The 20,317-nt window shown below is 54.2% G+C and carries 15 protein-coding genes, 1 tRNA gene and 2 pseudogenes; 8 read left to right on the forward strand and 10 right to left on the reverse strand.

From position 1 onward, the window contains the following. The first annotated feature begins 11 nt into the window (after positions 1–11). The 5 genes from DW082_RS04450 (at position 12) to DW082_RS04470 (ending at position 3,213) form a co-directional block, all read left to right on the forward strand. Entirely contained in the window at positions 12–605 is a 594-nt protein-coding gene (locus tag DW082_RS04450; protein WP_118457555.1) for a 6-bladed beta-propeller, read from the forward strand. A gap of 56 nt (positions 606–661) precedes the next feature. Then, complete coding sequence (locus DW082_RS04455) at positions 662–1,234, forward strand: hypothetical protein (RefSeq protein ID WP_118457557.1); 573 nt, start codon at positions 662–664, stop codon at positions 1,232–1,234. Between the two features lie 34 nt (positions 1,235–1,268). Further along, complete coding sequence (locus tag DW082_RS04460) at positions 1,269–2,537, forward strand: 6-bladed beta-propeller (RefSeq protein WP_118457559.1); 1,269 nt, start codon at positions 1,269–1,271, stop codon at positions 2,535–2,537. 8 nt (positions 2,538–2,545) lie between these two features. After that, the gene (locus DW082_RS04465) at positions 2,546–2,938 is read left to right on the forward strand and encodes a DUF1573 domain-containing protein (protein ID WP_220452640.1); all 393 of its coding nucleotides are present in this window, start codon (positions 2,546–2,548) and stop codon (positions 2,936–2,938) included. Positions 2,939–3,138: 200 nt separating this feature from the next. Then, a tRNA-Pro gene (locus tag DW082_RS04470) sits at positions 3,139–3,213 on the forward strand. Positions 3,214–3,773: 560 nt separating this feature from the next. Here DW082_RS04470 and cysK read toward each other — a convergent pair. From cysK to DW082_RS04505, 7 genes and pseudogenes are all read right to left on the reverse strand, one after another. After that, the gene (gene cysK / locus DW082_RS04475; protein ID WP_101572831.1) at positions 3,774–4,721 is read right to left on the reverse strand and encodes a cysteine synthase A; all 948 of its coding nucleotides are present in this window, start codon (positions 4,719–4,721) and stop codon (positions 3,774–3,776) included. 131 nt (positions 4,722–4,852) lie between these two features. Then, a complete protein-coding gene (locus DW082_RS04480) occupies positions 4,853–8,635 on the reverse strand; it encodes an ATP-binding protein (protein ID WP_118457561.1) in 3,783 nt (1,260 codons plus the stop codon). Positions 8,636–8,904: 269 nt separating this feature from the next. Beyond that, positions 8,905–9,570, reverse strand: a pseudogene (locus DW082_RS04485) (DUF1080 domain-containing protein); the annotation flags it as partial. Between the two features lie 161 nt (positions 9,571–9,731). Beyond that, positions 9,732–11,203: pseudogene (locus DW082_RS04490) on the reverse strand (Gfo/Idh/MocA family oxidoreductase). A 36-nt stretch (positions 11,204–11,239) separates the two neighbouring features. Beyond that, a complete protein-coding gene (locus tag DW082_RS04495; protein WP_259335506.1) occupies positions 11,240–12,112 on the reverse strand; it encodes a sugar phosphate isomerase/epimerase in 873 nt (290 codons plus the stop codon). 319 nt (positions 12,113–12,431) lie between these two features. Beyond that, on the reverse strand, positions 12,432–13,313 hold the full coding sequence (locus DW082_RS04500) for a hypothetical protein (RefSeq protein ID WP_180951556.1): 882 nt from the start codon (positions 13,311–13,313) through the stop codon (positions 12,432–12,434). A gap of 5 nt (positions 13,314–13,318) precedes the next feature. Next, entirely contained in the window at positions 13,319–13,957 is a 639-nt protein-coding gene (locus DW082_RS04505) for an HAD family phosphatase (protein WP_101572821.1), read from the reverse strand. A gap of 90 nt (positions 13,958–14,047) precedes the next feature. Between DW082_RS04505 and DW082_RS04510 the strand changes: the two genes are divergently transcribed. The 3 genes from DW082_RS04510 to DW082_RS04520 are packed head-to-tail and all read left to right on the forward strand — an operon-like array spanning position 14,048 to position 17,059. Continuing rightward, the gene (locus tag DW082_RS04510) at positions 14,048–14,269 is read left to right on the forward strand and encodes a DUF4492 domain-containing protein (RefSeq protein WP_055204903.1); all 222 of its coding nucleotides are present in this window, start codon (positions 14,048–14,050) and stop codon (positions 14,267–14,269) included. A 4-nt stretch (positions 14,270–14,273) separates the two neighbouring features. Next, the gene (locus DW082_RS04515; protein ID WP_101572819.1) at positions 14,274–15,890 is read left to right on the forward strand and encodes a cytochrome ubiquinol oxidase subunit I; all 1,617 of its coding nucleotides are present in this window, start codon (positions 14,274–14,276) and stop codon (positions 15,888–15,890) included. A gap of 14 nt (positions 15,891–15,904) precedes the next feature. Further along, positions 15,905–17,059, forward strand: coding sequence for a cytochrome d ubiquinol oxidase subunit II (locus DW082_RS04520; protein ID WP_055204908.1), 1,155 nt, complete (start codon positions 15,905–15,907; stop codon positions 17,057–17,059). A gap of 98 nt (positions 17,060–17,157) precedes the next feature. On the opposite strand, the gene DW082_RS04525 is transcribed toward DW082_RS04520, so the two are convergent. The 3 genes from DW082_RS04525 to DW082_RS04535 are packed head-to-tail and all read right to left on the reverse strand — an operon-like array spanning position 17,158 to position 20,313. Then, on the reverse strand, positions 17,158–18,036 hold the full coding sequence (locus DW082_RS04525) for a carbohydrate kinase (protein WP_055204910.1): 879 nt from the start codon (positions 18,034–18,036) through the stop codon (positions 17,158–17,160). Positions 18,037–18,091: 55 nt separating this feature from the next. After that, entirely contained in the window at positions 18,092–19,204 is a 1,113-nt protein-coding gene (locus DW082_RS04530) for an ABC transporter permease (protein ID WP_118457565.1), read from the reverse strand. A gap of 2 nt (positions 19,205–19,206) precedes the next feature. Further along, positions 19,207–20,313: an ABC transporter permease gene (locus DW082_RS04535; protein WP_101572813.1), complete on the reverse strand. Its 1,107-nt coding sequence runs from the start codon at positions 20,311–20,313 to the stop codon at positions 19,207–19,209. Positions 20,314–20,317 lie beyond the last annotated feature (4 nt).

The following is a 20,317-nucleotide window of genomic DNA, read 5'->3' on the forward strand; positions in this document are numbered from 1 at the left end:
TTCATAAATTAATGAAACAATTTCTTATCATCGTGAGCCTGTTTTTACTCGGATGTAGTGATTCAGTAAAAACAGGCTTATTGGAGGTCAGCGTTATTGATGTAGCGGAATGTCCTGTTAAAAATCCTTTTCTGAAAGACAGCGTTCCGCATAAATGGCGTTTCGTAAAGCTTGAAACCAGCGATAGCTGCCTTATCGGGCAGATCAAAAAAGTTGCTATTTGTAAGGATCTTATCTTTATTCAGGATGATCAGCATGTTTTCGTCTTCGATTCCGCGGGAGTATTCCGAAATCGGATCGGGCAAAAAGGAAGAGGCCCCAAAGAACAGTTGAGTATCGACGCTTTTTATGTGGATAAAGAACGGGAATTCGTAGGTATTTACGATGCTTTGCTGCACAAAATTTTCCGTTATGCTTTCGACGGCGATTTGATCGAGAAGGTCGATTGCGATAAAGAGTTGGATTTTATTGCGGATCTATGCAAAGCCGACGATAAGCATGTAGTCGTTCAATTCAGGAATGCCAATGATTATCCCAATGAATATGCGGTTTCAAAGAACGGAACTATGCGTTCCGTTCTTACGCATTGCCTTTTCGTGTCATGAGTGAAATAGCGTCCGACGTGGCGAGACCCTCTTTCGGTAAAAACGACGCGACTCTTATGGTCACAGCCGTTTTGTCGGATACTCTGTACGCTTTTTCGCAGGGAAAACTGGTGCCTTCGCTGTTGGTTAAAACAGGCAAAAAAACGATTCCGCAGAAACTGATAGATAACGGAGGGCCTTACACCTGCTATCAGAAAGTGGTTGACAAAGCCCAACGGGAAGGTTATTCCAGCGGAATTGAACGGGTCTGGTTGACCGAGAAGTTCGGTTGTGTGGAATATCACATCTATCGAGGGACAGGGTCATTTTATATGAATAACCAATTGCACGAAATGATATTTCATGCCGTCAATTACCTGATTTGGGATCTGAAGACCCATCGGGCCATTCATTACTCCCCGGCGGGGACGTGGGGCATCAACTTGTTTTATCCCGGCCAAAAAAATTTTTGCACGGCTACCGAAAATGAGTTGGTGAGTTGCATCCCCGCTTACGAGATTGCGGGGATCGACCGGGCGAAGATGGACGGCGACCCGATTTATTCCGATTCCCGGATCCGCGAGATCGTTGATTCGACCGAAGAGAACGACAATCCGGTTATCGTTTATTATCCTTTGGACAGTATCTGATGAAAACGGTGAAAATCGCATGTTTTTTTGAAGAATGACTGAGTTGGTCGGAAACTCTAAATTAAAAGAGATTGTTATTGTGAAGTATGCCGTATTGGTTTTAATATTATTAGCAGTAGGATGTAGTCAACCGAACGATCGGATTCTTTCCGGGGTGACGGTCTTCCGTACGAAAGATTGTCCGGTAAAAAATCCGTTTTTGAAAGACAGTCTTCCCGATAGATGGAGATTTGTGAAATTAGAGACCTCGGACGATTGTCTGATCGGTCAAATCCAAAAGGTTGCCGTCCATAAAAACTTTATTGTCGTTCAGGATGACAAACGTACTTTGGTTTTCGATTCGACCGGCGCATTCAGAAATCGGATCGGGCAGATCGGCAGAGGTCCCCAAGAACAGTTGAGTATGGGGGCTTTCTATGTCGACGATCAAGGCGAGTTTATAGGCGTATATGATATTTTGCGTAAAAAGGTCTTCCGTTACGGCTTCGATGGAAAATTGCTCGAAAAGGTCGGTTATGACGAGGAGATGGATTTTATCAAGGATATGTCTCTGGCCGACGATCAGAACCTGGTCGTACTATTCACGAATGCTCAGGATTATCCTAATGAATACGGGGTATTTAAGGCGGGTAATTACGCGTTTCGGGATTATGCGTTGCCTTATCGGGTGACAGGTGCGACGTCATGCGGAGTAGCGCAACCGTCGATGGCTAAAAACAACGGTATGTTCTTGATGACTTCCGTCCTGAACGATACATTATACACATGGCACGACGGACGCGTAGACCCTTTGTATGTAATACAGACCGGTAAACAAGCGTTCCCTCAAAAGGCGATTGACGATGGCGGTCCCTATGATTATTATCCGGAAGTGGTCAGTAAGGCTCAAAAAAAAGGTTATTCCAGCGGAATCGAACGGGTCTGGTTGACCGAGAAGTTCGGTTGTGCGGAATATCACATCTATCGAGGAACAGGAACGTATTATTTGAATAACGAATTGAAAGAGATTACATTCCATGCCGTCAATTACCTGATTTGGGATCTGAAGACCCGCCGGGCCATTCATTACTCCCCGGCGGGGACGTGGGGGAGCAGTCTGTTTTATCCCGGGCGGAAAACTTTTTGCACGGCTACCGAAAATGCGTTGGTAAGTTGCATCCCCGCTTACGAGATTGCGGGGATCGACCGGGCGAAGATGGACGGCGACCCGATTTATTCCGATTCCCGGATCCGCGAGATCGTTGATTCGACCGAAGAAAACGACAATCCGGTTATCGTTTATTATCCTTTGGACAGTATCTGATGAAAACGGTGAAAATCGCATGTTCTCTTTTGGGGATTGCCGGGGTGTGTCTGGGCTGGCCGGGATGCGGGAACGGTGCGGCGTCCGCGTCTCCGGAGATCGAAACCGATACGTTGATCGACTTGGGGAAGTTCCCGATCAGCCGGGATACCGTGTTTAACGTGGTTTACAGAAACGCCGGTACGGAGCCTTTGCAGATCGACCGGATCGAAACGACCTGCGGCTGCCTGTCGGTAGTGAGTCTGCGTCCCCGTCCGCTGGCTCCCGGCGATACGGCTTCGGTGCGTTTGCGCGTACACCCGGTCGTTCCGGGGCACTTCGAGCAGGAGGCCGATTTGATTGCGGAGGGGTACGATCTGCCTGTCAGGATATCGGTAAAAGGATTCGGACAGAACAAATAAAAGCATCGTTTCTATATCGTATTTACGCTACGGCCGGTCGGTTCGGCGTCGGGAAGTGAAGCCGTGGAGATCTCGGATAAGGGGGGAAATGACTTTTAATCTATTTGTGGAACGTTTGAAAACGCCTGCCGTGGAAAATGACGTGTAAAAGTTTTGCAGAATGACTTTTTTATGCTACATTTGCACTGCTTTTACGGCTACGGGGTGTAGCTCAGCCCGGTTAGAGTACACGTCTGGGGGGCGTGTGGTCGAAGGTTCGAATCCTTTCACCCCGACAAGTTAAAAATCAACAGGTTAGATTAGGTTTCTAACCTGTTTTTTATTCTTATTTTTTTATTACTGACGTTTTACTGACGCTATTGCGTAAAACAAATACAAATGAAAACGAACAAAAAATCATCGTAGATACTTAATACATAATGGAAGGTTTATTTCGCTCCGAGAGGAGATGACTGGACGGATGCGGAATTTTCACCTGTTTTATGATAAACTACACTTTTCATAGAGACTGTTCGTCGTTTGTAAATCGGTACTGCACAGCAAGCTACTAAAGCCGGAAGCATTGGAGAAAAATATGATTAAGGTCTGAACTGAATAGAAGAGCTCCAGAATTTGCTGTTCTCGAAGTGTTTTATTGCCTTATTATCAGTTGTTTGATAGTGTGAATCCAAAAGCAAAACACGGAAAATAGAACCGTTGCTTTTTCGTTACCTCGTCCTATTATAAAAAATGTAACAGCCCTATTTATTAGGCTGTTACATCAATTTTAAGGCGTTCCGGAAAGGCGGCGGAATCTTTTTTCGAACTCCTGGCCAGAGCCGGCGTCAGCCGTGTTTTACAGCGGATATTCGTCGAATGCGTAGAGTAGGGTCGACAGGTAGCGTTCGCCGGTGTCCGGCAGCAGGACGACGATGTTTTTCCCTTTGTTTTCGGGCCGCAGAGCGAGTTGCGTCGCCGCCGCCGCCGCCGCTCCGGCCGATATGCCGACGAGCAGTCCTTCTTCGGCGGCCAGCTCGCGGCTGGTGCGGATCGCATCGTCGTTGCTTACGGGGATTATTTCATCCACTACGCCAGCATCGTAAATTTTGGGGACGAATCCGGCCCCGATGCCCTGTATTTTGTGCGGGCCGGGCTTTCCGCCGGAGAGTACCGGTGAGTCCTGCGGTTCGACCGCCACGATCCGGACGGCCGGATTGTGCTTCTTCAACGCTTTCCCGACACCGCTGACGGTTCCGCCCGTTCCGACTCCGGCGACGAACAGGTCTACCTTTCCGTCCGTGTCGCGCCAGATCTCTTCGCCGGTCGTGGCGACGTGGACAGCCGGATTGGCCGGGTTTTCGAATTGTTGCAGGATGATCGCCCCCGGATGCTCCGCTTTCAGCGCTTCGGCTTTTGCGATGGCTCCTTTCATGCCTTCGGCCCCCGGCGTCAGGACGATCTCCGCGCCAAGGGCTTTCAGCAGGTTTCTGCGTTCGACGCTCATCGTGTCGGGCATCGTCAGGATCAACCGGTATTTGCGAACGGCGGAGACGAGCGCCAGGCCGACTCCGGTGTTGCCGCTGGTCGGCTCGATGATGACGCTGCCCGGTTTGAGCAGGCCTTTTTTCTCTGCGTCGTCGATCATGGCCAACGCTATGCGGTCTTTCACGCTGCCGGCCGGATTGAAATATTCGAGTTTTGCAATGATCCGGGCGGGAAGGTCGTGTTTGCTGCCGTATTGGTTCAGTTCGAGCAGCGGAGTGTTGCCGATCAGATCGGTCAGTCGTTTGGCAATTTTTTCCATCGTATTGTTTTTTATGTCGTTTATTCGTTGGGCGGCCGGGCCGCCGAAACATTACAGTCGCAAAACTGCTATTTTCATACCATAAATCGGTTCCGCCGGAAAAATCGGCCGGGGTTCGTATTTTTGACCGGTCAGAGATCCGCGATCGTTTCCGGGTCTCCGCCTTCGGGCGGCCGGGGCGGAATCGTAAACCAGAAAGTCGTCCCTTTTCCCTCCTCGGATTCGACGCCGATTTCGCCTCCCAGTTTGTCGATGATCGTTTTACAGATAGAAAGCCCCAATCCCGTTCCCTGAATGAAAGCGTCGAACTTGGCGAACCGTTCGAATACGTGAGGAAGATTTTCCGGGGCGATGCCCTTGCCCGTATCCGTGACGAAACAACGGATGAGACCGTCGGAGCATTCGTATCCCATCGTGATCGATCCTTCCGTCGTGAACTTACAGGCGTTGCTCAGGAAGTTCGACACGACCTGCGTGAGCCGGTTCCTTTCCGAATGGGTGACGAACGTTCGTTCGGGCAGGTTGCAGATCAATTGCACCGTTCCTTTGAGTCGGAAAAGGTAAATTTGCTCCAGGTTCCGGAACAGTTCGTTCATGTCGATGTCCGAGTAGACGAACTCGAGCTGTCCGGCTTCGATTTTCGACAGGTCGAGGATATCGTTGATCAATTGCAGCAACAGTTCGTTGTTCGTTTCGATAATTTTGCAGAATTCGGCGATCTCTTCGGGATTCCGCGTTTGGGCGATCAGGTTCGAAAAACCGACGATCGCGTTCAGCGGAGTGCGTATCTCGTGACTCATGTTGGCGAGGAACGCCGTTTTGAGACGGTTCGCTTCCTCGGCCCTGTCGCGCAGAACGATCAACTCGTGCGTCATGTTTTTCAGGTCGGTGATATCGCGCCGCAGCCCGGTTATCTTGGTGATCCGTCCGTTCGGGTCGCGTTCGAAAGCTACGCCGTGAATATCCGCCCAACGATATCCGCCTTCCTGTTGGATATTGATTCTAATTTGGTGGTGAATCGTTTCGTCTCCCCGCTCGATCATACCTTGCAGGGCTTCTTTGAAGCGGTTCGCATCTTCCGGATGGATCAGTTTCAGATAAGTTCCGATCGGCAGGCCGTCGCGCAGGAATGCATTTTGGTTCGGCGAAGAGATGATGCCGGTCTGAACGTCGTAATCCCACTGGACGATGCCGCTCGATTTGATCGCCAGATCCGATTTGAAGTTGTAGGCTTTCAACTTTTTTTCCGCTTCGAACGATTCGGTGATGTACTTCCGGGTTCCGACGATTTTCCGGGCCTGTCCGTTCGAATCGCGTTTGAAGGCTTTGGCGGCGATCTGAGACCACTCTTGCTTTCCGGAGGCCTGCTTGAACAGGAAAACGGCGTCGATCGCCTGCGTCGTGCCGTCGATCAGGTGCCCGATCGCTTCGAGGAAAGAGGCCCTGCGGTCGTCGGGCATCAGCACCTGCACGGCTTCCTGCAACGAATACCGGTGTCCGTACAGTACCGATTTATCGCTCGGAGAGGTAAATTCGTCGTTCTCGACGTCGTAAGACCACGGCGTAATGCCCGCGGCGTCGAATGCCAGCTCCAATTGGAGCCGGTACTCCTCTTTTTTCTGTTGCTGCTCGATTTCGTCGCTGATGTTCCGTTCGGTTCCGACGATCCGCACGACGCGTCCCGTACGGGGTGATTTCTGGGCGATGGCGTACGTTTCGTACCATCCGTACTGTCCGTTGCGCATGAAACGGAATACGCTCCGGCGCTTCGGCTCCCTGCCCGAAAGCAGGGCTTCCATGAACTGGTCGAGGTCGGCGCGGCTTTCCGGATGCGCCATGTGTTGAATGACGTCCGGATTGGGCGAACCGTCGGAAAGCGTGTTGCTGTACAGCGACATGAATTTCGCTTCCTCCACATCGTAAATCCATGCGGACAGCGATCCCGCATCAAGGGCGATCGAGAGTTCGTTGCGGATGTTGTCCAGTTCGGTCTCCTTTTTATGCAGGTCGGTCATATCCGCGATGGTCGTGATGATGTACCGCGAACCGTCGTCGCGGATCAGCCTCGATTTGGTTGCGACGCCGAACCGGTAGGATTTCGTCTCGTTATCGTACATGACCCGGTCGAACACCAGCGGCGTTTCGCTTTCCAGCGCTTTTTCGTCCTCTTCGCGGTATTGCCGGGCTACCGGGCTGTCGAGTTCGTAATCGTTCTTACCCAGCAGGAGCTCCTTTTCCTCTTGGTAGAAGTCGTTCGCTTTTTTGTTGTAGAACAGGTAGCGGAACTGGTCGTTGGCGTCCTTTACGAATACGCCGACCGGAAGGCTGTGGATGATCGACTGCAGGAAATCTTTCAGCATGACCGCTTTTTTCTCGGCCGCGACCCGTGTCGTCGTATCGTGGACGAAAAGCAGCACCTTGCGGTCTTCGAACGGTACGGAACGGGCCTCGATGTACAGCGTTTCGTTCCGGGTAGTGGTGACTTCGTAACTGAAATCGCGGGCCTGTTTCGTTTTTTCCGTCGAAGTTACATGGGAAATCAACGTTTCCGCCGCTTCGGAAAATGTCGGAAAGTTTTCTTGCAGACGGTATAGGTTGTTGCCTTTCAGTTCGTCGACCGTTTTGCCGAGCATGATGACCCGGTCGGGATTGAGGATATCGACGATGTTCATCTCCCGGTCGAAGATGACGACCATGTTGGGCATCGATTCCAGCAGGTGCTGCATTTTCTGCGAGTTTTTTTTGTATTGTTGCTCGCGTTTTCTGCGGTAGACCAGCGCGAAGATCGCGCTGGCGGTCAGTAGCAGCAATAGACAGCAGACGAGAGCGACTTCGACCGGATATCTCTCCAACAGCGTGGGGTCGGTGTTGTGCAGTACCGTGTCGGCGGGGAGCCGCGACGGATCGATCCCCATTTTGAGGAGCGTTTTGTAATTGACGTGATGCCGGGGCGACGACGGGGTGGGGCCGAATGCCGGGCTGTTTTCGATCCCTTCGGTCAGTACGCTGTAGGTCAGTCCGGCGATGTCCCGGCCGAGTTCTTTGCCGGAAACGAAGTAGCCTCCGATGTAGTTGGCCTCCGTCAGATCCTGCTCCTGCAGTTGGTACATGTTTTTTGTCGAATGTCGGGTCAATTCGTTGTGAAGCATCGAATAGGCGTGCGGGTAACGGTTCCGGTCGGTGTACCATCCTCCGGTCAGCAACGCGTAGCTGCTGTCCATCGCGAAGATACTTTTCAGCAGTTCCTGGGTCGACAGCCGACTGCCGACCAGGTAATCCAGTTCGAGCGGCGGGTGAGAGGCGACCAGTTGCGACAGGTACGGTTCGAAAAAATCGTGCGCGTAACGGTCGTCGTAGCAAAATGCGATGCGGGTGACCTCGGGTTGCAACCGTTTGATAAAATCGATGTTCTCGTTGAAATAATCGGCGTAATAATAACCCGTCACCCGGAAACCGTCGAACGTCGAATCGATGGGGGAGATCTGCCGTATATCGGTTATTTTCTCTTTCTCCCGGGCTACGTAATCGATGTACCCTCTTTTTACCAATCCCAGGACGACCGGAACGTCGCGCCAGGTATCGGGGACGCATTCCCGATAGGTCGTCCATGCTTCCCCGCCGAGGATCACGATCGCTTCGGGCGTTTCGTCGTGCGCCCTGAACATCGAGCTCATCCATGATTTCCACTCCGCCAGTTCGGGCGAATTTTCACAATCCATGTATTCGACGAACAGGTTCCTGTCGGTTTCTTCCCGGAGCGCGCCGACCAGGGACGCGATGACGTGGTTGCCGTTTTCTTTCAGCGGGGAATAGGAGCTGATGACCAGGATACCGTCTTTCGAGCGAGCGGAGCCGTGTATGCAATCGCCTGTCAACAACGCAATACACAGCAGCAGATATATTCTTATACGCATTATCGTCCGAGTTAAAATAGCAATGAACGGTATCTTCCTGTCTGTCGGCGATATCAGTCGGATAGAAAGTATCGTTTAATATAGCAAAGTAATGATTTTTTTGCATTTTAAAAAATGCGGGAAAGGGGCGTCCGTGTCTTTTTCGATAATTTTCCGCAAATAGGAACGGTTTGTTTATTACCGGAATAAAAAACCGGAACAGTAATCTATACTGTTCCGGTTTTCGAATATGCGAAGTCCGACGGAATTTTCGCCGGTTGCGGACGATTTTACAGTTCCTTAACGCGGATGTTGCGGAACCATACGTTGTTGCCGTGATCCTGCAGACCGATGTATCCTTCGTGGTTTTCACCGCCGCAGTTCAGCAGCAGTTCGTAGGCTTCCGGCCATTTGTCCTTGCTGAATTTGCTGTTGTCGAGCATCTCTTTCCACTTCGGGGTCCACAAGTGGTATTCCACGACCTGCGTACCGTTCTGGAAGTGAGCCACGGTTCCGTCATATACGAGGATTTTGGCCGTATTCCATTCGCCGAACGGTTTCGAGTTCTGCGGTTTCGCAGGGATCATGTCGTACAGCGAAGCGGACTGGCGGTTGCCGTCGACGCCTAATTTGGCGTCGGGATGGTTCTCGTTGTCCAACACCTGGTATTCCGGAGCGGAGATGTAAATCGGTTGGTTCGGAATCTCCTGAGCCAGGTAGAAAACGCCGCTGTTTGCTCCCTTATCGACTTTCCAGTCGAATGCCAGTTCGAAGTTCTTGAACTTCTTGTTGGCGAAAATGATATCGCCTCCGTCCTTGGCGCCGGCTTCGCCCATGCCCGACTCGTTGATCTTGATGCAGCCGTCTTCGATGGTCCATGCCGAGGGCACGTCGGTACGGTTGTAGCCGCGCCATCCGTCGAACGTTTTGCCGTCGAAGATGGCAACGAAGCCTTCTTCTACGTCGCAGTCTGGGCTGTGGCCGTGCTGTCGGCCGCGGCTTTCTTATTCGGATTCGATACGCAGGAAGCTGCCATTGCGGCAACGGCCATGCAACTGATAGCACACATTAATCGTTTCATTTTCTTGTCTTCGTGTATTAATTAATAATTCGTTGATTACTTGGGCATGGCCGGCAGTTCCCAGCCGTCGCGGTAATTGTGCTTGATCATCTGTCTGCGAACTCTTTCGCGTTGAACGGATCGGTGTAGCGTTTGTTGAAGGTCGGGTGCCCGTTGTGGATCGTGAACCCGTCTTCGATCATGATCTGCATCGTTTCGTTCGCGCCGATGTTCTTGAACTTCATCTTTTCGCCGTCCCATTCCAGTTCGCGGTTCAGGCCCTGCAGACGTACTGCCAGCACGCCCATTACGACCATTTCGTTGAACGGACCCGCTTCGCTGAAGTCGGACGAGGTCTGTACGCGCGATTGAGGATTCTCTTTGCAGGCGCGGATCCAGTCCTGTTCATGGCTGGCGGTGATTTCGCGGTTCATCTTCGGAACTTCCGGTTTGCGGCCGGATACCAGCCACGGGTTCACGCCGTAGCAACCGCAGATCAGCGTATCTTTCGTTCCGTAGAAGATAGCGCCGCCGCCGCTGTCGTTCAGCGATTTGCCTGCCGGTACGCCTGCCGGCCGCGGCGGGGTCAGACCGCCGTCGTACCAGGTTACTTCCACTTCGGGCATGTTGACCTTCTCTTTTTTCGCACGGGCCGGGAAAACGTATTTCACCATCTGGGCGTTCGGGGCGCAATCGGTCAGCAGGGCCGTCGAACTGCCCTGTACGCGGTCGGGATAACCCAACTGCAGACCTTTGAATACCGGGTGCAGGATGTGGCAGGCCATGTCGCCGAGGGCTCCGGTGCCGAAGTCCCACCAACCGCGCCAGTTCCACGGGGTATAGATTTTGTTGTACGGACGCATCTGAGCCGGTCCGATGAACAGATCCCAGTTCAGCGTTTCGGGAATTTGATCCACTTCGCTCGGGCGCATCAGCCCCTGCGGCCAGATCGGACGGTCGGTGAAGGTGTCCACGCGGGTCACTTCGCCGATCTCGCCGTTCCAGATCCAGTCGCAGACCTGGCGTACGCCGGCTCCCGACGCGCCCTGATTACCCATCTGCGTAGCTACTTTGTATTTCTTGGCCAGTTTGGTCAGCAGACGCGATTCGTAAACCGAATGGGTCAGCGGTTTCTGTACGTAAACGTGCTTGCCGAGGGTCATGGCTTCGGCGGCGACGATACAGTGGGTGTGGTCGGCGGTAGCCACCAGCACGGCGTCGATGCTCTTGCCCATGTCGTCGAGCATCTTACGGTAATCCCAGTACCGTTTGGCTTTCGAATAGCGGTCGAAAGTTCCTTTCGCATATTGCCAGTCCACGTCGCACAGGGCCACGATGTTCTCCGTTTCCATGTTCGACAGGTTGGCTGCGCCCATGCCGCCGATACCGACGGCCGCGATGTTCAGTTTGTCGCTCGGGGCGGTTTGTCCGGCCGCTTTACCGAAAACGGAACTCGGAACGATGGTCAGTCCGGCCAGGCCGACTGCGCTCGTGCGCAAAAAGTCTCTCCGGGATATTTTTTCTGCCATAAGATATAAAGGTTTTAGTTTGGTTGGTTATGTCGGTTATTTAACGAATTTAGCTGCGCTGAGGTATTCGGCGCTCTTTTCGGCGCACTCCATCGGCGGGATGTCGTTGGCTTCGATCTCCACGTAGTAAGCTTCGAGCCCCTGTTTGTAGGCGGCATTGAAGATCGCTTCGAAGTCGATGGTCTGGCTGGCTCCGATGACATTGTCGTCCTTGATGTGCAACAGCGGGAAACGCCCTGCGTATTTCTGGATGTAAGCCGACGGGTTGACGCCGCCCTTGCTGGCCCAGTAAACGTCCAGTTCGAACATCACTTTCTCGGGATCGGTATGTTCGAGCAGGTAGTTCTCGATCACGTATCCGTCCTGTTTGTTGAATTCGTGGGCGTGATTGTGATAGCCGAATTTCAAGCCGGCGGCATTGGCGATGGCTCCCACCTTGTCGAAGTATTCGCAGGTTCTTTTCAGATCGGCTTCCGTCTTCCCGAAATCGATGCCCGGCAGTACGATGTACTTGCCGCCGACGGCAGCCTGCGCGTCGCAAGCCTGCTTCCACCAGTCTTCCCATCCGGCGTCGTATCCGCGGCCGAGGTGCGCTCCGGTGACCCGGATGCCGACGTCTTCGGCCATCTTGCGGAATTCGGCGGGCGTGCGGCCGTAGAATTTACCGTCTCCGTATGAAGCGGTTTCGGCGGCCGAATAACCCATGTCCGATATTTTTTTCAACGATCCGGCGGCGTCTTTGCCCATATCGCCCCCGATCGAATAGAGCTGGAGCCCGATCGTTTTTTTCTTCCCGGTGGCGCTTCCGCTTTGGGCGGCCGACAGGGTCGCTTCGGAAAACAGGGAACCGCCGACCATGGCTCCGGCGGTCAGCAACATTGATTTCTTGAGGAATTCTCTTCTGTCCATAATGGCTTCAAATATTTAGGTTTTGTTTTAAAGTTAGCAAGTTAAGTCGGGTCGTTGAAACTATCAGGCCTTTAACCTATATACATATAGTTGTGTAAAGGTATAAAAAAAAGTTTTTGATGCAAAAAATATTTCGGCATTAATTTAATAAATTTAAAAACGGCCTTTTCTCCGGCCGGCGGAATTTCCGTTTCACATGCGGGATATGGTTCTGCGGGCCGGCGGGCCGGAACATTCGTTCCGGAAAGCGCAAACGTAAAAAACGCAGGCGTTTCGCGGCGGATGCCGGATGCCTGCGTCGTTTTTCGTACGGAGATCGTTAACGGATGTCTATCTCGACTACTTTACTGCCCGGAAGATCGGGAACGTACAGTTTTTTGCCGTCGGTCGACAGCCGGGCCGGCCCTTCGATTCCGACGCCCGGAGTCAACAGTTCGGTCTTTCCCGTTCCGAGATCGTAATAGCCGACTTCCGAATCGACCCAATTGGTGAAATACAGGCGGCTCCCGTCGCCGCTCAGCGCGAGGCCGTCGTACTGTCCCGGACGGTCGAACAACTTGGTGGCTACCGGAGTGGATATGTTGTCGATGCGGTAGATCACGTTATCCTGCGTGGTGACGCCGTCCGGCGGATACGATGCGATATACATCGTGTCGCCCCGGATGACGATCCCGTTCGCTCCGGGTACCGTCACGTAGGGTTTCAGTCCCGCGGTGTCGAGCTGCGACGGCCGGGCGACGTTCAGCGCGTAGATGCTGCCGGTGTTGGTCACCGTCACGTAAAGGGTGTTCCCGTGCAGGGCCATGTCGTTGACAAACAGTTCGCCTTCGGGGAACGGAACGATTTTCGGCTTCTCGTTCGGCGCGGCGAGGTTGTAGACCGCCATTTTGCCGACGTCGGCGATGAACAGGTAATCGTCTTTTACGAGCAGTCCCTTGGGCGCCGACAGCGTGCCGTCGGCCGGAATCAGCACCCGCGAAACCGTGTCGGTGAATTCGAGGATATAGCCTTTACCCTCGGTGTTCAGCGGATTGAACTCGTCGGAGCCGAAGCTGCCGACCAGCAGTTTGCCGTCCAGCGGCAGCGTGGCTTCGCAGAATACGATCTTATCGGTGAGAACGGGCGTTGTCGGCGTTTTTTCTGCGGACGAGCAGGCGACAGCCGCTACGGCAACCGCCGCAAGGGAAATGCGCTTTTTCATAACTTTTATTTTTCGGTAAACGGTTCGTATTGCGAAAACAGATTTCGGAAGTCTTCGTGCTGTGCGGCCAGGTAGGTGTTGAATCCCAGCGAAGCGGCCGTTCGGATGTTGGCTTCGGAGTCGTCGATGAACAGGCTTTCGGCAGGTAGGATACCCGATTCGTCGATCATTTTCCGGTAAATCTCCGGATACGGTTTCACCAGCTTCATCCGGTAAGAGAGGAACAACCGGTCGAAATAGGCGTCGATGGTCAGCCCCTGTTGTTTGAAGCGGTGTTCCATCATGAAGCGCATCATGATCGGGTTCGTATTGCTGAGCATGAAGACCCGGTAGCCCTGCCGGCGCAGGTCGAGCAGCATGTCGAGCTTGTACTGCGGCAGGTCGAGCAGGAAACTGCACAGCGCGTCGTCGATCGCCTGCGGGTCGACCGGGCGTCCGATTTCCCGGATGATCGCGTCGTGGAAATCTTCGGGGCGGATCTCCCCGCGTTCGAGTTGCAGCAGCACGCCGGACTGTTTGTACGGATTGATGAATTCGGCGGCGTTCATACAGCCGATCTGTTCGAATTTGCGGACGGTCGCTTCGATGCTGTAATTGATCAGTACGCCGCCCAGGTCGAATATGATGGTTCTTATCTTTTTCATTTGGATTATTCGCTGTTACCGGACAAAGATAGGAAATTTCGAAATAATTCATATATTTGACTTTCGGTAAACCGTATAGACAAAGACGTCATGAGCCGCAACGTGTTCGTTCGTATTTTCCGTTTCTACCGGGATGGTTTTCGCGAGATGACCAGCCTGGGGCGGACATTGTGGGCGGTGATCCTCGTCAAGCTGTTTATCATGTTCGCGATCCTGCGGCTGTTCTTTTTCCCGGACGTGATGGGGAAATTCGACACCGACCGGGAGCGGAGCGAGTATATGATGGAACGATTGTTGAATACAAATCATTGATATTATGATTCTTACTGCAAATGAGTTGGCGGAGGTGGTGGATTGGTCGCGGGCCCAGTTTGCGATGACGGCCATCTACCATTGGCTGTTCGTGCCGCTGACCCTCGGGCTGGGTTTCATCTGCGCCATCATGGAGACCGTTTACTACCGTACCGGCGATCCGTTCTGGAAACGGACGGTCAAGTTTTGGATGCGCATTTTCGGGATCAATTTCGCGATCGGCGTGGCCACCGGACTGATCCTCGAATTCGAGTTCGGGACGAACTGGTCGAATTACTCCTATTTCGTCGGCGATATTTTCGGAGCGCCGCTGGCAATCGAAGGAATTATGGCTTTTTTTCTGGAAAGTACGTTCATCGCCGTGATGTTTTTCGGCTGGAATAAGGTGTCCAGAGGTTTTCACCTTACGGCGACCTGGCTGACGGCCATCGGCGCGAACCTGTCGGCGTTGTGGATTCTGGTGGCCAACGCGTGGATGCAGTATCCGGTCGGAACGGCCTTCAACCCCGAAACGGCCCGCCAGGAGATGACCTCGTTCTGGGATGTGCTGTTTTCTCCGGTGGCGATCAACAAGTTTTTTCATACGGTGACTTCGGGTTATGTGGTGGCCGCCGCGGTGGTTATCGGTATCAGCGCCTGGTTCCTGTTGAAAAAACGCGAGCGGAAGATGGCTCGCAAAAGCATGGCGATCGCTTCGTGGTTCGGCCTGTCCGCTTCTCTATTGTTGGCGATGACCGGCGACGGATCGGCCGTACAGGTGGCCCGGACGCAACCGATGAAACTGGCGGCGATGGAAGCGCTCTACGACGGTAAGAAAGAAGCCGGACTGGTCGCGTTCGGGATATTGCGTCCGGAAGTGAACGACCGGGAGCTGATCATGTCCAACGAAAGCGCTTTTTATTTCAAACTGGAGATCCCCAAGATGCTGTCGCTGCTGAGTTTTCGGGATGCGGATGCCTATGTCCCGGGCATTAATGACCTTGTATACGGCAATTTCGATCCGTTGATCACTCCGGTCGGCGTGAAGATGGAAGCCGGGCGGGAGGCTGTGCGGGCCATTGAAGATTATCGGGAGGTCATGGCCGGGGGCGATGCGGTCGCCAAAGCCCGTTACAAGGCCCGATTCGATCCTCAGACGGAAGAGGGGGCCAGGTTTTGTAGCTGGGAACTGAAATATCTCGGTTACGCATACCTGAAAAATCAGACGGACGTGATTCCGAATGTGCCGCTGGTGTTCTATTCGTTCCGCGTTATGTTCATGCTGGGCGTCTATTTCATTCTGTTTTTCGCCGGGGTGCTTTTCTTCGTGTACCGGAAGAAACTGTACGACAGACGGTGGTGGTTCCGCGTGATGATGTGGTCGGTTCCGCTGGCCTATTTGGCTTCGGTTTCCGGATGGATCGTCGCGGAGGTCGGTCGACAACCGTGGACGATCCAGGATTTGCTGCCTGTTTCCGCGTCGGTGTCGGATATCGCTCCGGGGCCGGTCAAGGCGACCTTCTTTATCTTCCTCGCACTGTTTACGGTGCTGTTGATCGCCGAACTGATGATCATGTTCAGGCAGATCAAAATCGGGCCTAAACCGGCGGAAACGGCGGCCGAAAACGAATTGACGGAATAAAAAAGAGCGATTTTATGGATACGGTATATATTTTTCTGCAACACTACTGGTGGTTTATCATTTCGTTGCTCGGCGCGCTGCTGGTGTTTCTGCTGTTCGTGCAGGGCGGCCAAGGGATGCTCTACCTGATCGGGCGTACCGATACGGAACGCAACCTGATCGTCAACACGCTGGGACGTAAATGGGAGTTGACTTTCACGACGCTGGTCACGTTCGGCGGCGCGTTCTTCGCATCGTTCCCGCTGTTTTACAGCACGAGTTTCGGCGGCGCGTTCTACGTGTGGATGTTGATCCTGTTGGTTTTCGTAATCCAGGCGGTAGCCTATGAATTCCGGCGCAAACCGTCCAATTTCCTTGGCGAGAAAACTTACAACTGGTTCCTGCTGATTAACGGCGTGCTCGGAGCCTTCCTACTCGGAACGGCCGTGGCGACGCTGTTCACCGGCGCTCCGTTCACGGTCGACCGCGCCAACTTCGGCAATCTGGAAGGTTTCAATACGATTTCGCGTTGGTCCACTTCCTGGTACGGGTTGGATGCGCTGGCCGATCCGCGCAACATCCTGCTCGGCTTGGCGGTGCTGTTCTTGTCGCGGGTGCTCGGCCTGCTCTATTTTATGAACAGCATCGACGACGAAACGATTTTCGCGCGATCGCGGCGTTACCTGAAGTGGAATGCGGGGCTTTTCCTGTTGTTCTTCCTTCCGTTTCTGCTGTTGCTGCTGCTGTCGGAAGGCGCAGCGGTCGATCCCGTCTCCGGCGTGATTTCCGTCGAGCCGTACAAATACCTGCACAACCTGCTGGCCATGCCGCTGGTGCTCGTCGCACTGCTGGCCGGCGTGGTCGGGGTGCTATGGGGTATCGGAGTCGGTATTTTCAGAGGGTGTCGCTGCGGGATTTGGCCTGCCGGAGCGGGAACCGTACTGACGGTGCTCGCGCTGCTGCTGACCGCCGGATACAACCATACGGCCTATTATCCGTCGCTCACCGACCTGCAGAGTTCGTTGACGATCTACAACAGTTCTTCGAGCCGGTTCACGCTTTACGTGATGGCGATCGTGTCGATACTCGTCCCGTTCGTGGCGGGGTACATCTGGTACGTATGGCGCGCGATGGGCCGTAAACGCATCTCCGAACAGGAACTGCAAGAGGAGGGCGACCATCTGTATTGATTTGCGGGCCGTTCGGCCCGGATCGCTGATACCCGAAAGAGGCCGCATTCGGATCGGATGCGGCCCCTTTCGGATTTCCGGTCGGAAATCTCGTTTTGTCAGTATATCAGCGAATCGGGCAGCACGGGCGTGCCGCCTGCCTGAGTACAGACGAAGGCGGCGGTTTCGGTCGCCCGACGGTGCGCTTCGTGTAGCGGCCGGCCCTGCAGGATGCCTGCGACGAAGGCGGCGGTGAACGAGTCGCCTGCGCCGACCGTGTCGGCGACTTCGACCTTTGCAGTTTCCATGACGGAAAAGTCGTCCGGGGCCGTCACCCGGCTGCCCCGGCTGCCGAGCGTGTAGACGATGTACCGCAGGTCGTAGCGTTGTCGGAGTTGTTCCAGTTGGCTGTCGGCATCCCCGTGCAGCGACAGCATCCCCGCCACGACGGGCAGTTCGTCCTCGTTCAGTTTCAGGATGTCGGCCTGTTCGAGCGAGGCGCGGACGGTCTCTTCGCTGTAAAAATCCTGCCGCAGGTTGATGTCGAACACTTTGAGACACTGCTTATTCACATGCGACAGCAGTTTTCGGATCGTCGCGGCGGACGTTTCGCCGCGTTGCCCGAGCGTACCGAAACATACGGCGTCCAACTGCGGAGCCAGTCGTTCGAGTCCTTCGTTCCATGCGATGAAATCCCAGGCTACCGGCTTGTGGATCGTGTACGACGGAACGCCCCGCGCGTCGAGCCGCACGTCGACGGTGCCGGTCGGATAGTCGTTTTGCTGTACGTATGCGGTGCCGAGCTGAGCTTCCTGGAGCTTTTCGAGAATTTGGAGGCCATACGGATCGTTGCCGACCGCGCTGACGACTGCCGACCGGCAGCCGAACTGCGCCGCATGGAATGCGAAGTTGAGCGTCGCTCCGCCCAGTTGCTTGCCCGAAGGCAGCAGGTCCCACAGGAGTTCCCCGACGCCTGCTATGGTGAATGTCTGTTTCATACCTGCAAATTTAGCAATCCGCGAGGGAACTGCAAGCGTCGGCCGACTTTTCTGTTTACCGGTTTTTGCGGTAGCTCAGCACGGCCCATAAGTTGATCGTCACCGTGAAGACGGCCAGCGCTGAGAACTGCGTCAGCAGATCGGCGAATCCGCTCCCTTTGAGGTAAATCATTCGCATGATCTGGATGAAGTACCGCAGCGGATTGAACAGCGTGATCTTTTGCGCCCAGCCCGGCATGCTACTGATCGGGGTGAACAGTCCGCTCATCAGAATCAGCACGATCATGAAAAAGAACATCACGAACATCGCCTGCTGCATCGTGTCGGAAGTGTTCGATACGAGCAGGCCGAGGCCCGACACGGTCAGCACGTACAGCGCCATCCCGGCGTAGATCGTCAGCAGGTTGCCCGCCGGTACGAGCCCGTAGACGAGCCATGCCAATACGAAACTGATCGACAGCACGACGAATCCGATTACCCAATACGGAATCAACTTGGCGAGGATGAACTGGAATTTGCCGACCGGCGACACGTTGATCTGTTCGATCGTCCCGATCTCTTTTTCGCTGACGATGTTCAGCGCCGGCATGAATCCGCAGACGATCGTCAGCAGCATTACCATGAGCGCCGGAACCATATAGACTTGGTAATTCAAATGCGGGTTGAACTTGTACTGCGGGGTGATCCGAACGGCCGGCGCGGCCGAAATCCGAGACTGCGCGGCGGTTTCGTTGCGCAAGTCGGCCGAGAAGTCGTTCACGATGGCCGTGAGGTACGAACTGCCCAGCCCCCCCTTCGTTCCGTTGACCGCATTGGCCGCAATGAGCACCTGCGCGGCGCCTTCGGTAGTCAGCCTGCGTTCGAATTTTTCCGGGATTTCGAGGATGATGTCGGTTTGTCCCGATTCGACGCCTTTCATCGCTTCTTCGTACGAGGACGCGACGTCGACGAGGTTGAAATAGGCCGACGCCGAGGCTTTTTCGGTCAGTCGCCCGGAGTAGGCCGAGCGATCGTTGTCGACGACGGCCAGGTTGATGTTGCGTACCTCCATACTGGCCGCCCACGGCAGTACCAGCATTGTCAGGCACGGCATGAACAAGATCAGCCGGGGCAGGAACGAGTTGCGGCGGATCTGTTTGAACTCTTTTTCGATCAGGTATTTCAACATGGCTATTCGAGTCTGTATTTGAATTTCTTAAGACTTACGACGACCAGCACGACGGCCATTGCGCTGAGGATCGCCACCTCTTTGAGCGCGTAGGTGATGCCGAGTCCTTCGATCATCACTTTTTTGACCGCTTCGATGTACCAGCGCGCCGGGATAACGGCCGACAGTCCCTGTAATACGCCCGGCATACTTTCGATCGGAAACATCATGCCCGAGAGCAGCGTGGTGGGCATCATCAGCACCATCCCCGAAGCGAGCATCGCGGCTACCTGCGTTTTGACGAGTGTCGAGATCAGCAATCCGAGCGCCAGTGCCGTGATGACGAACAGCAGTGAGATCACCGACAGCCAGAACAGGCTGCCCGCTACCGGAACCTGCAGGATGTAAACCGCTACGAGAATGATCGTCGCCAGGTTTACGGCCGACAGCGCGAGGTAGGGGACGGCTTTGGCGAGGATGATGTAGATCGGTCGCATCGGCGACACGAGCAGCACTTCCATCGTTCCGCGCTCTTTTTCGCGAACGATCGAAATGGCCGTCATCATCGCGCAGATCAGCATCAGGATCATACCCATCACGCCCGGCACGAAGTTGTACGCCCCTTTCATCTGCGGATTGTACAGCAGTTTCACTTCCGGAACGATTTGTAGCGGGGCGGGGGTGCCGGCCGAAAGCTCGGCCTGGTATGCGGCCAGGATGTTCGATGCGTAACTTGTCACCAGCGTCGCGGTGTTCGGGTCGGTTCCGTCGCAGATCAACTGGACGTTCCCCGTTCCGCCGTGCAGCAGGTTTTGTTGGAAATTCTCCTCGAAGACCAGCGCGAGGTCGGCCCGGTTCGAACGGAACGCTTCCTCGATCTGTTGCGGGGTGCGGAGCGTTTCGACCAACGAGAAGTAGCGGTTTGCGTCGAAACGCTCTACGATCCGCCGTGTGGCGTCATCGTTCGACGGGTCGTAGACGGCCAGCCGGACGTTGTTGACGTCTGTCGAGATAGCGAATCCGAACAGGATGATCTGCACGATCGGCATTACCAGCAGAATCAGCACCGTGCGGCTGTCGCGCAGGATGTGGCAGAACTCTTTATAGACGAAAGACAGAAATTGTTTCATGGCG

This window comes from Alistipes sp. AF48-12 (genome assembly GCF_003477565.1).
GTDB classification, from domain to species: domain Bacteria; phylum Bacteroidota; class Bacteroidia; order Bacteroidales; family Rikenellaceae; genus Alistipes_A; species Alistipes_A hominis.